The organism is Solibacillus sp. iso_87, assembly GCF_056173085.1.
Genome location: NZ_CM149656.1, coordinates 1,135,238 through 1,148,331, shown reverse-complemented (window position 1 = coordinate 1,148,331; position 13,094 = coordinate 1,135,238). Strand labels below are relative to the sequence as shown.

At 40.8% G+C, this 13,094-nt stretch carries 8 protein-coding genes; all 8 read right to left on the bottom strand.

Going from position 1 to position 13,094, the window contains the following annotated elements; translation table 11 throughout:
• Positions 1 to 36: 36 nt before the first annotated feature.
• Complete coding sequence (gene nusA / locus AC0VXV_RS05590) at positions 37 to 1,164, bottom strand: transcription termination factor NusA (protein ID WP_079525286.1); 1,128 nt, start codon at positions 1,162 to 1,164, stop codon at positions 37 to 39.
• Between the two features lie 14 nt (positions 1,165 to 1,178).
• Positions 1,179 to 1,664 (bottom strand): ribosome maturation factor RimP, encoded by a 486-nt coding sequence (rimP, locus tag AC0VXV_RS05585; RefSeq protein WP_475530676.1) that lies wholly within the window; start codon positions 1,662 to 1,664, stop codon positions 1,179 to 1,181.
• 466 nt (positions 1,665 to 2,130) lie between these two features.
• The gene (locus tag AC0VXV_RS05580; protein ID WP_475530675.1) at positions 2,131 to 6,465 is read right to left on the bottom strand and encodes a PolC-type DNA polymerase III; all 4,335 of its coding nucleotides are present in this window, start codon (positions 6,463 to 6,465) and stop codon (positions 2,131 to 2,133) included.
• 208 nt (positions 6,466 to 6,673) lie between these two features.
• Positions 6,674 to 8,380 carry a proline--tRNA ligase gene (locus AC0VXV_RS05575; protein WP_475530674.1) on the bottom strand — a complete coding sequence of 569 codons (1,707 nt, stop codon included), beginning with the start codon at positions 8,378 to 8,380 and terminating at the stop codon, positions 6,674 to 6,676.
• A 314-nt stretch (positions 8,381 to 8,694) separates the two neighbouring features.
• The gene (gene rseP / locus AC0VXV_RS05570) at positions 8,695 to 9,951 is read right to left on the bottom strand and encodes an RIP metalloprotease RseP (protein WP_475530673.1); all 1,257 of its coding nucleotides are present in this window, start codon (positions 9,949 to 9,951) and stop codon (positions 8,695 to 8,697) included.
• Positions 9,952 to 10,090: 139 nt separating this feature from the next.
• On the bottom strand, positions 10,091 to 11,236 hold the full coding sequence (dxr, locus tag AC0VXV_RS05565) for a 1-deoxy-D-xylulose-5-phosphate reductoisomerase (protein ID WP_475530672.1): 1,146 nt from the start codon (positions 11,234 to 11,236) through the stop codon (positions 10,091 to 10,093).
• Between the two features lie 22 nt (positions 11,237 to 11,258).
• Complete coding sequence (locus AC0VXV_RS05560) at positions 11,259 to 12,056, bottom strand: phosphatidate cytidylyltransferase (RefSeq protein WP_475530671.1); 798 nt, start codon at positions 12,054 to 12,056, stop codon at positions 11,259 to 11,261.
• On the bottom strand, positions 12,053 to 12,847 hold the full coding sequence (locus AC0VXV_RS05555; RefSeq protein ID WP_475530670.1) for an isoprenyl transferase: 795 nt from the start codon (positions 12,845 to 12,847) through the stop codon (positions 12,053 to 12,055). The genes AC0VXV_RS05560 and AC0VXV_RS05555 overlap by 4 nt, the downstream gene beginning before the upstream one ends.
• Positions 12,848 to 13,094: the final 247 nt, after the last annotated feature.

The following is a 13,094-nucleotide window of genomic DNA, read 5'->3' as shown; positions in this document are numbered from 1 at the left end:
GCTTACCCTCCTTGCAAAATCATTCCAAATGATGGCTTACTCTTCGTCATCACCATATAAATCAAATTGTACTTCTTCTGCATCTTCACGTGGAACGAATGTGCTCGTTTCAGAAGGATAAATTCCTAATTCGCGTGCATCTGTTTCACTCTTGATGTCGATTTTCCAGCCCGTTAATTTTGCTGCTAAACGAGCATTTTGTCCGCGCTTACCAATCGCTAGTGATAATTGGTAATCCGGTACGACAACTGTTGTTGACTTTTCTTCTTCATTTACTTGAACGTCCAGAACTTTTGAAGGGCTTAGTGCGTTTGCAACGAATACAACCGGATCTTCTGACCATTCTACGATATCGATTTTCTCACCGTTTAATTCGTTTACAATTGTTTGCACACGTGCACCTTTAGCTCCAACACATGAACCTACAGGATCTACTTCTTCATTATGTGCATATACAGAGATTTTTGAACGGTCTCCCGCTTCACGCGCGATTGATTTGATTTCAACAGTGCCATCATAAATTTCTGGAACTTCCATTTCAAACAGACGGCGCAATAATCCAGGATGTGTACGAGATACGATTACTTGTGGACCACGTGTTGTGCGCTCAACTTTTGTAATGTAAACACGGATGCGTGATGTTGGCTTATAAACTTCACCTTGAATTTGTTCGTTAACAGGTAATGCCGCTTCCACTTTACCGATTGACACATAAATATTACGTGCATCTTGACGCTCGATTACACCTGTTACGATGTCATCTTCACGGTCTACATACTCTTCATAAATTAAACCGCGCTCAGCTTCACGAACACGTTGCGTAACAACTTGCTTAGCAGTCTGTGCCGCGATACGTCCGAAGTTACGTGGTGTTACTTCTTCTTCTACGACGTCACCAATTTCATAAGCTGCATTAATGAATTTCGCATCTTCCAATGCGATTTCCAGACGATCGTCTTCTACTTCTTCTACTACGTCTTTACGAGAATAAACAACCATTGAACCTGTTTCTAGGTTAAGATCCACGCGAACGTTTTGCGCTTGGTTGAAGTTACGTTTGTACGCCGTTACTAAAGCCGCCTCAATCGCCTCAATTAATACATCTCTTGAAATACCTTTCTGCTCTTCAAGGGCAGTTAGGGCATCTAGTAATTCACTACTCATTTTTGTTTTCACTCCTAAATTTGCTTATCTGAAAAATCGATAGCAAGACGCGCTTGCGCAATTTTTTCTTTTTCAATTTGTACTGTAACTTTACGAGTTTTAATACGGAATTCGATTTCTAAAAATTCATCTGTATATTCGCGTAAATAACCATAGAATTCTTTTAAATCCTTAACTGGTTCATAAGTTTTTACATAAATATATTTGCCGATTGCTTTTTCAAAGTCCTGTTGTTTCTTTAACGGACGTTCCGCTCCTGGTGAAGAAACCTCTAAGTAATAGTTTTGCTCGATTGGATCATTTTCATCCAACTTCTCGCTTAAACGTTCACTCACTTGTGCACATTGTAAAATATCAATGCCGCCTTCTGGTGTGTCAACATAAATACGAAGGAACCAGTCGCGTCCTTCTTTCACGAACTCGATATCAACTAATTCCAAATCAAGCTCTTCCACGATCGGTGTCACTAGCTCTTCAATGATCGACGTAACTTTGCTCATCGTATCCTCCCTAACGTCTTTGTTTGTTTTAAATCTTCATAGTATTGGTTAAACAAAAGACGAGTTTTCATTGAAAAAAATGGAGACATTTACATCTACATGCAATTGCGCCCAGATTTCTTTTGAGGCCCACAGGACGTGGGTCAGCCTGTCATTGCCGTAAAATACGACGTTTTAGACGGACTTCATTTTTTTCATTTTAAAATTTGTGATATTCGCCAAAGGTCCAATTCCATTGAACAAATAATCAAAACACTTGCTCATCGAAATTAAATAGTTGTGTAAACAACAGAAAAGAGCGGGAAACCCCACTCTTTTGCTGGTGAACTATCAACAAATTATTACATTTAGCATAGCACAAAGGCTATCCTAATGCAAATTTTGCCTATTAACACTTAGAATTAACAACAATTAAGAGAATATGCATCCGTAAATACAAAATCCTCTCTTTTAGCCAATCCAAACATTAGAATAATGACAGCTGGTTGGCATCCGGCATTCCTTCCAGACATCCAAGCTCATCCATATACTCAATTAATGTCTTCGATACACGCCCGCGCTGCTGTAAATCTTCCTTCGATAAAAACTCTCCGTTTTTACGCGCTTCAACAATTTGTTTCGCCACGTTTGTACCAAGGCCTGGAATGGCATCAAATGGCGGAATCAATGAGTTTCCTTCGATAATGAATTCACTTGCCTGTGAACGGTATAAATCAACCTTTTTGAAGCTCATTCCGCGTTCACACATTTCAAGTGCCAGTTCCATAACCGTCAGTAAACTTTTCTCTTTTGGTGCTGCATCAAGACCCTTCATGTTGATCTCATCAATTTTTTTGCGAATCATGACAGAACCTTGTGTCATTGCAATCAAATCAAAGTCCGACGCACGCACAGTGAAGTACGCTGCATAGTAAAGAATCGGATGATGAACCTTGAACCATGCAATACGCACAGCCATTAATACATACGCTGCGGCGTGGGCTTTCGGGAACATGTACTTAATCTTTTTACAAGAATCGATATACCATTCCGGCACTTTCTTCGCGCGCATTTCCGCTTCCATTTCATCTGTTAAGCCTTTACCTTTACGAACGGACTCCATAATTTTAAAGGCGAACGACGGCTCCAAATCCTGATAAATTAAATAAACCATAATATCGTCACGGCAGCCGATTACTTCTTTTAATACACAAGTGCCGTCTTTAATTAGTTCCTGTGCATTTCCAAGCCATACGTCTGTACCGTGTGACAGTCCTGAAATCTGAACAAGTTCACTGAATGTTGACGGTTTCGTTTCTTCAAGCATTTGGCGTACGAATTTTGTCCCGAACTCCGGAATTCCGAGCGTTCCTGTTTTCGTTCCAATTTGCTTTTCCGTTACACCGAGCGATTCCGTTGAACTGAAAATCTTCATAACAATCGGATCATCTGTCGGTATTGTTTTCGGATCGATTCCGGATAAATCCTGAAGCATACGAATTACGGTCGGATCATCATGTCCAAGTATATCGAGCTTTAAAATATTATCGTGAATCGAGTGGAAGTCGAAATGGGTTGTTTTCCATTCCGAATCCTGGGCATCCGCCGGGAACTGTACTGGCGAGAAGTCGTAAATATCCATATAATCCGGTACAACGATAATGCCCCCCGGGTGTTGTCCGGTTGTACGTTTTACCCCTGTACATCCTTGCACAAGGCGGTCCACTTCCGCATTTCGGTAAGTGATGCCATTGTCGCTTCCGTATCCTTTTACATAACCATATGCCGTCTTTTCAGCTACCGTACCGATTGTTCCGGCACGGAATACATAATCCTCACCGAACAGCACTTTCGTATAGTTATGCGCCTGTGGCTGATATTCACCGGAGAAGTTCAAGTCAATATCAGGTACCTTGTCACCTTTGAATCCCAGGAATGTTTCGAACGGAATATCCTGGCCGTCTTTTTTGAACGGGGCACCACATTCCGGACATTGTTTGTTCGGTAAGTCATAGCCTGATGCAACCGAACCATCTGCGATAAACTCCGAATGCTTGCACTTTGGACAAACATAATGCGGGGGTAGCGGATTTACTTCTGTAATTTCCATAAATGTCGCGACGAGGGATGATCCTACAGATCCACGTGAACCTACTAGGTACCCGTCAGCGAGCGATTTTTTTACGAGTTTTGCGGAAATCAGGTAAATTACTCCGAACCCGTGCCCTAAAATCGATTTCAGTTCCTTATCAATACGCGCTTGAACAATTTCCGGTAAATTTTCGCCGTAAATGCTATGTGCCATTTCATAAGTCAAATTCGTTACTTCATCATCCGAGCCTTCAATCTTCGGCGTATATAAATCATCCTTGATCGGTTTTACATCGCCAATCATATCGGCAACAAGCTGCGTATTTGTCACAACGATTTCCTTCGCCAAATCCGGGCCTAAAAAGTCGAATTCCTTCAGCATTTCATCCGTTGTACGGAAATGAACTTTCGGTAACGGATTACGATTTAACGGGTTTGCCCCACCCATTGACCCAACAAGGATTTGACGGAACTTCGCATCAGTTTCATGCAGATAATGAACATTTCCTGTAGCTACAACCGGTAAGTTCAGCTTTTTACCAAGCTTGACGATACGGCGGATAATGTCTTCCAATGCCCATTCATCATGGACCGTACCACCATCCACTAACGGAGAATAGACCGGTTTTGGCATTACTTCCAAGTAATCATAAAATTTTGCGATACGCTCTGCTTCTTCCTGCGTTTTATTCATCATTGTTTCAAATAGCTCACCATTCGAGCAGCCTGAGCCGACGATTAAACCTTGTCTTAGTTTCTGCAAATCGGAGCGTCGAATACGTGGTACACGGTAAAATGTTTCCGTATGCGAAATCGAAATTAACTTAAACAGATTTTTCAGTCCGGCATCATCTACCGCCAAAATTGTACAGTGACTTGGACGTGACTGTTTATATCCTTCTTCACCGCCGACATGGTCATTCATTTCAATCAGGTTTTTAATGCCTAAATCGGCAGCCTGTTTCAATAAATGCAAGAATAGTTCTCCCGTTGCTTCGGTATCATAAATTGCCCGGTGATGCTGGGTTAGTTCGATATTGTATTTTTTCGTTAATGTTTTTAAGTTATGCGATTTTTGCCCTGGGTTTACAAGACGGGAAAGCTCGACCGTATCGATCCCCGGGTGGCGAACTTCAATGCCGGCATTTTTATACGCAACATATAAGAAACCTAAGTCAAACGCTGCATTATGCGCAACAACGACGCCATCGCCGATAAAGTCATGGAATTCTCGAATGACATCACTCAGCTCTGGTGCATTGACAAGCATATCATCGGTAATATGTGTCAGCTCGATAATTTTTGCCGTCAGTTTACGGTGCGGATTTGAGAAACGTTCAAATGTATCAATAACTTGACCATTTTTTATTTTGACGGCCGCCAGCTCGATAATCGTGTCATACACATTCGAAAAGCCGGTCGTCTCTACGTCAAATACAACGTACGTTGCATCTTCAAGGTCCACATCAACCGGATCGTAAACAATAGGTTTTCCGTCATCAACTAAGTTTGCTTCCACGCCGTAAATGACTTTAATGCCGTTTTTCTTTCCGGCAGCATACGCTTCAGGGAATGCCTGAACAACAGCATGGTCGGTTACCGCAATCGCAGGATGTCCCCATTTGGCTGCTTGTGCCACTAGTTTATCGACAGATGTCATCGCATCCATTTGACTCATCGGTGTATGCAAGTGAAGTTCAACACGCTTTTCGCCTTCCGGAGCATGGTCTTTTTTAGGTTCACGCTTGATTTCATTGATGTCTTTTACCATCATGACTAAATCGCGGGCAAATGTATCAAGCTGAATAGATCCGCGTACACGCACCCACATCCCTTTGCTCATCTGCTTCATCTTCACGACATCCTCGTCACCGTTTGAGAACATTTTGACCATTAGTGAGTCGGTGTAGTCGGAAATTTTGAATTCAAGCAAAGAACGACCACTTCGAAGTTCTTTAATATCACATGCAAAAATAAACCCTTCCAGTACAATCGAGCGTTCCTCTTCCAGTACTGTACGGATTTCAACCGGATCCGGATTTTTAATGAGTGCACCAATCTGGAACGCTGTATCTCCATTGGAAACAGCACCAGGATTGGCCGCCTTCTCTTTTTCACGCGTTGCAAAATCGGCCATCGCCTGTTTGGACAGACGCTCTTCCTCTTCCTGACGCTGTTGGTAAAACGCTTCTTGCTGTGCGATAAATTCATCATTTTCCTCTACAAGCTGGAACTCAAGCGGGATATGAGAGAAACCGAATGTTTTGTACGACTCGGCAATTTTATCTGTATATTTCGCTTTTAACGATAAGTACTCGACTTCGAGCATCGATGTCACGACAAGCTTATGACCTGTCCATTTCGGTGTTTGCTTCGATAAATTTGCGCGCAAGAGCGGCGACATTTCATCCAATTGCTCAACTACTACTTGCCAATAATCCAAAATATGCTGCTCATTGACTACCGGATTATATGATTCAATCGTCAGTAACACATTGGCTATAGGAGAAAACTTCTCCACCATCCGCATACGCAGTAACTGATACACTTGGTAAGGCAATATATTTTCTATTTTTATTTTAAAGTCCCAAATACGTTTCTTTTTATGAACCGTTACACGTTCGAGTGTTCCATTTTCAAAAAAGGACATATAGACATCATCAGTCAATTCAAGCTGCTGTAACAATAGTAGGAATTTTTGTCTTCCTTCCTGTTTTGACAATTGTTTCACCCTTTCATCATGCTGTTTCCATTGTAAGGCGAAGGGATTCAACGGGCGTAGAAAAAAATGCTCCACTTTATTTAAAATAAGCGGAATTAGTACCGTTATTCATCTAAACCAACCCTATCAGAAAAAAATGGACCCTTCACTTCCAATGAAAAAGAAAAGAAAGTACATAAAAAATTGTACTTTCCCGTTCTCTCTATCTTAATCGTTACTAGTTTTGGCGGAAATATTCGTTTAAGCGATCGACGACTTCTTCTTTCGCCCATTCTGCAGATTCGCCTGTTGAACGGAATTTCACTTCTACAAGACCTTCTGAAGCTTTTTTACCTACTGTAATACGAACAGGTAGCCCGATTAGATCTGCATCCGCAAATTTTACGCCGGCACGTTCTGGACGATCATCATATAACACTTCGTAGCGATATGATTTCAGTACACCATAAAGCTCGTCCGCTAATTGAACTTGTGCTTCGTCTTTTGCATTGACTGGCACTAGTTGCAAGTCATATGGCGCTAATTGTGCAGGCCATACAAATCCGTTTTCATCTTGGAAATGTTCTGCAACTGCAGCGAGTATACGAGAAACCCCGATACCGTAGCATCCCATAATATATGGTTGTGCTTTACCTTGCTCATCAAGGAATGTTGCATTTAGTTTTTCTGAATAAGTTGTACCTAATTTGAAAATATGTCCAACTTCAATACCTTCAGCAAACTTAATGATACCTTGACCGTCCGGAGATGGGTCACCTTGTTGGATGAAACGAATGTCTTCATAAGAGCTGATCGCGAAGTCGCGCTCAGGATTAACATTCAATAAGTGGAATCCATCTTCGTTTGCACCTGCAACACCGTTACGGATTGATTTGATTGCGTTATCCGCAATAACTTTTACATTTACCGGTAATTTCACAGGACCGATTGAACCTGGTGTACAGCCTAGTAATTCTTTAATAGCTGCGTCTTCTGCCAATTCAACAGATGTAGCACCTAATGCATTTTTCAGTTTAATATCGTTGATTTCGTGGTCACCGCGCGCTAAAACAACAACCAGCTCACCATCAATATCAAAAACTAGTGATTTGATCACATTTGAAGGTTCCACATTTAAAAATGCCGATACTTCTTCAATTGTTTTTTGATCTGGTGTTTCAATCTTTTCGATGTCTTTCATCGATGTTGTCGGTGCTGTGTATTCTACAACAACTTCAGCCATTTCGATGTTTGCCGCATAATCCGATGTATCTGAATAAGCGATTGTATCTTCCCCGATTTCAGATAGCACCATGAATTCATGTGTGCCTTTACCGCCGATCGAACCTGCATCCGCAATTACGGCACGGAAGTTCAGGCCAAGACGCGTGAAGATGTTTGAATAGGCTTGGTACATATCATCGTATGTTGCATCAAGTGATTCACGTGATGAGTGGAAAGAGTATGCATCTTTCATAATGAATTCGCGACCGCGCAGTAAGCCGAAGCGTGGACGTTTTTCATCACGGAATTTACTTTGGATTTGATAAAGTGTTAACGGTAATTTTTTGTATGATTTAATTTCATCACGCACTAAAGTTGTAATCACTTCTTCATGAGTAGCACCTAGAGCAAAGTCACGGTCATGACGGTCTTTTAAACGCATAAGCTCTGGACCGTATGCTTCCCAGCGACCTGATTCCTGCCATAGCTCTGCTGGTTGCAATGCAGGCATTAATAGCTCGATCGAATTGATTGCTTCCATTTCTTCACGGATGATCTGCTCGATTTTTGATAATACTTTGCGTGCTAATGGTAAGTATGAATATACTCCTGCTGCATTCTGACGGATAAATCCGGCACGCATAAGCATACGATGCGATTTCACGTCGGCATCGGATGGATTTTCCCTTAAAGTCGGGATAAACGTTTTGGTCTGTTTCATAAATAGTGCCACCTTTTTTATTTAAATTGCTACTTCTATAATACTAATCAAATTTAGCTTTGAACGCTAGTATTATTCATACAAAACGCTCAAAGCTGCCATTTTAAAACGTATTTTGTTTAAAAGAGATTCTGCATCTGACAAGGGGTTGATTTCCATTACGGGTCGGAGGCCAACACGATGTTGGTCACAAAAGCGTTGCCACAGGACGTGGCGCTTTTAGCTTTTGTTCCTTTTACTCTCACCCAGTGCTCCTGTAGCAAAATTATTCCAATCAACTTGCTTGCCAGTTAGTTAAATCATCTTAATTAATTTTAGAAGAAGAATCGCTGGATATCGTTCCATGTTACGACGACCATCAAGATCATCAGGAGGAGTATTCCGACGAAGTGAACCATACCTTCTTTTTGACGGTCGATTGGTTTTCCTCTTACTGCTTCCACAGCGAAGAAAAGTAAACGGCCACCATCAAGTGCTGGTAATGGTAACAAGTTCATAATCCCTAAGTTGACGCTCAGCATTGCCGCAAAGTATAGAATATTATATAAACCGAACGTTACAACCGTTTCAGTTGTTTTATATATTCCTACCGGTCCAGATAATGCGTCAATCGAGAATTGGCCGGTAACCAGTTTGCCGACAAGTGTTCCGATTGTAATAATCATGTTATACGTTTCTTCCACACCATACACTACTGCTTGTAATGGATTTTTTTCAATGGAACGCATAACACCGATTTGACCGTACGGTGAGCCGCCTTCCTGTTCCACAGCTTTTGGTGTAAGTTCAATCACTTCATTTCCCGTTGCACGTTCCACTTCGAATGTTACGGCTTTGTTCGGATTGTTGAAAATTTGTTCTGATAATTCTTCCCAAGTTGAAATCGACTGGCCGTTCACCTTGACTACTTTATCACCATCGACCAATCCGGCACTGCTCGCAACAGAATCGTCCACAACTTCAGCAATGATCGGTTCATCGGAAGGAATCCCTTGAATAAGCCCGATAATCAGGAAGATGAAAAATGCTAAAATAAAGTTGAATAATGGACCTGCGAAAATCGCCATCGCACGAGCGCCAACAGATTTTGAATTAAATTGGCGATCAAGCGGCGCAATCATCTGTTCCGTACCATTTTCAACGACGCTTGCTGTACGTGATACATTGTAGCGAATGAACTGGTCATCCTCATCATAACCTTCAATCCAAAGTTCACGTTCTAAATCCGCACGCTCTACTTCTAAAAAGATGACGTTTTGGTAATGTGTTTTTTGGTTGAGAATGATTTTTTCTACAATATTTTCTTCGTTCGTTATTAAAGCTACGCGGTAACCAGGCTGCAGTTCTACCGTATCGGTATCTTCGCCAGCCATTCTTACATAACCGCCAATCGGTAATAATCGTAGCGTATAGACTGTTTCACCTTTCGTCATCCCAAAAATCTTCGGTCCCATACCAATCGCAAATTCACGCACCATAATGCCTGCTTTCTTTGCAAATAAGAAGTGACCTAGCTCATGGAAAAAAACGAGTGAGCCAAAAATTAAAATAAAGGCTATAACTGTTTGCATAATCTCCCACCTTCATTGGAACTGAGCCGAATATTATTTCGCTCAATCTTTTCTAGCAATCAAGCTCTTGAAAAAAGGCACCGCTTGTACAAAAAGGGATGTCCACCTTTTCTTTCTTCACGTCCGTTTTTCACACTTACTATTTTACCATGCTTGCGACTGTTTTTCTCGTTTCACTGTCTACATGTAAAATAGTTGCTAAATCTGGCAAAGCGATATTGTTATGACTATTCATAATACGCTCAATACATTCTTCAATTTCTAAAAAAGTAATTTTTTCTTGTAAAAACAATGCAACGGCTGCTTCGTTTGCCGCGTTCATTGCCGTTAAGATTGTCCCACCCATACGTCCTGCATCATAAGCAAGCTTTAATGCGCGGAAACGGTCAAAATCCACTTCCTTAAAATGAAGCTGTCCAATTTGAGCCAAATTTAAACGTTGGCCATTTGCTAGCGATAAACGGTCCGGGTAGCTAAGTGCATATTGAATCGGTACACGCATATCTGGTGTCCCTAATTGTGCGATGACACTTGTATCCTCATATTCCACCATAGAGTGAATGATGCTTTCACGGTGCAGCAATACGTCGATGTTGTCATATGGCATATCAAACAGTACATGTGCCTCAATAACTTCAAGCCCTTTATTCATCATTGTTGCTGAGTCAATCGTAATTTTGGCTCCCATTGACCAGTTCGGATGATTTAGAGCATCTTTTACTGTTACACCTACTAGTTCATCCCTTGTTCTATCACGGAATGAACCACCGGATGCCGTTAAAATAATGCGCTCGATACGCTTTTTGTTTTCGCCGTTCATCGATTGGAAAACAGCTGAATGCTCACTGTCTACCGGTAAGATCGGAGCATTGTATTTTTTCGCTTCAGCCATTACAAGATGACCTGCTGTTACAAGTGTTTCTTTGTTAGCAATGGCAATCGTTTTTCCCATACGGATCGCAGCAAGTGTCGATTCCAGTCCAACGCTGCCTAATACTGCATTGATAAGCACTGTCGAATCCGGATGTGTCGCTACATCGACCAATCCTTTTTCGCCATATGTAAAGGAAACATGCGGGAATTCTTTTTGTAAAGTGCCTGCCGCTTCCTCTGTTTGCATCGAAACTAATTCTGGTTGAAGTTTTTTTATAATTTCGCGGGACTTTTCAATATTTTGTCCGGCTGAAAATGCAACAAGCTTAAATTCATTCGGATTCGCAAGTAAAATATCAAAGGTTTGCCATCCGATGGAACCTGTTGCACCTAATAAACTAATTTTTTTCACAATGATACGTCCCTTCTATGTCCTAGGAAAAGAAATGTAAAAAATGCAGCAATGGTACGACAAACAGCATACTGTCAAAACGGTCCAATATGCCGCCGTGTCCAGGCAGAATATTGCCTGAATCTTTTACACCGTAATGACGTTTAATAGCCGATTCGACCAGATCACCCATTTGTCCAATGATCGATGCAATTATTGTCACAACGATTAATTGAAGCCAGCTTGATGCAAAAGGATAGATGAGCTGCATGGCAATTGCGAAAATAACTGCAATAACAATCCCGCCAATAAAGCCTTCCACTGTTTTCTTCGGCGAAATTTCCGGCCATAATTTATTTTTCCCTAATTTACGTCCTACAAAATAGGCACCGGAATCTGTAGTCCATACGACTAACAATACAAAGACGACATATTCCAATCCAATAAAACGTGTTTCGATAAAATAATGGAATCCAAGCCCGACATAAAGTGCCCCTAACAATATAAAACCGATTTCATCAAACGTCATTTTATTTTTTACAAGTACAATATAAATCAATAACAATATCGCGATTCCATACAAGATCATCAATATTGAATCATATTGAAAAAACTCAACGATATTCAGTGACCAATCATTTGGTACAACCAATACTAATAATGCAAGTGTACCAATAATACCTGGAACAGATGCAATTGAAATTCCTTTCATTTTCAGCAATTCATAGAAACCAATGACTGCGATGATACTCATTAAAATCGCAAATGGTGTTCCTCCATAAATTACGAATGGAATAAATAATGCTGCAGCAATTACTCCGGTAATGATGCGTTGTTTCAATTTGTTCCTTCTCCTTTCAGCCCTCCATAACGGCGGTTACGGTTTTGATACACAGAGATTGCCTCTTTTAAACATGCTTCGTCAAAATCAGGCCAATGCGTATCAGTGAACCAAAATTCCGTATAGGCAAGCTGCCATAGCATAAAGTTACTTATGCGCACTTCACCACTCGTACGAATTAATAAATCGGGTTCAGGTAAATGAGCCGTCATTACATACTGGGAAATATGTTGTTCATTTAATTCATCAATTGTAAAATTTCCTGCTTCTACCTCTTTCAGAAGCTGTTGCATTGCCATTACAATCTCAGCACGTCCACCGTAATTCATCGCAAAATTTAATACTAATCCTGTATTCCCTGCAGTCGCTTCCATCGCCTTTCTTAAAGCAGATTGTGTATAGTCTGGCAATGAATCCATCACACCAATCATTTCTACTTTAATATTTCGCTCCATCAGCTCCGGTAAAAAGGAATTTAAAAATTGCTCTGGTAAACGCATTAAAAATTCTACTTCTGATTTAGGACGCTTCCAGTTTTCCGTTGAAAACGCATAGAGCGTCAATACTTCTACTCCTAAATCACAAGCGCAACGTGTTATTTTTCGAACGTTTTTCATTCCTTCATGATGCCCTGCAACTCGTGGCATTGAACGCTTCTTCGCCCAACGTCCATTTCCGTCCATAATAATTGCAATATGGGTAGGGATATCCTCTCCCTTAACTAAGTCCACATTTTCACTACCGAATGACTGTTCTTTATTTATATTTTTCCCAAAAAGTTTTTTAAACATAGTTAATACCCCCAACTGCACAGATCGGACTGCTTCCCATTTTATCATATCAAAAAAGGGATAGCCTGTCCTTTTTATATAATGAACTTCTTTAGTATCTTAAAGAATAATTGTGCTTCTTTTAATCTTTCATATGTATTTTTTCCACAATTTATACTTTCAATTAGGGGGAATGGGTTCATGTGCATGTTTTTTTGCTACAGCTATATTTCCCTAACAAACTTAAAATTTATCTATTATTGTAAAA

Excerpts from the sequence above, each read along its gene's own strand:
- nusA (WP_079525286.1), bottom strand. The coding sequence starts at position 1,164 with ATGAGTAGTGAATTACTAGATGCCCTAACTGCCCTTGAAGAGCAGAAA.
- rimP (WP_475530676.1), bottom strand. The coding sequence starts at position 1,664 with ATGAGCAAAGTTACGTCGATCATTGAAGAGCTAGTGACACCGATCGTG.
- AC0VXV_RS05575 (WP_475530674.1), bottom strand. The coding sequence starts at position 8,380 with ATGAAACAGACCAAAACGTTTATCCCGACTTTAAGGGAAAATCCATCC.
- AC0VXV_RS05555 (WP_475530670.1), bottom strand. The coding sequence starts at position 12,847 with ATGTTTAAAAAACTTTTTGGGAAAAATATAAATAAAGAACAGTCATTC.
- rseP (WP_475530673.1), bottom strand. The coding sequence starts at position 9,951 with ATGCAAACAGTTATAGCCTTTATTTTAATTTTTGGCTCACTCGTTTTT.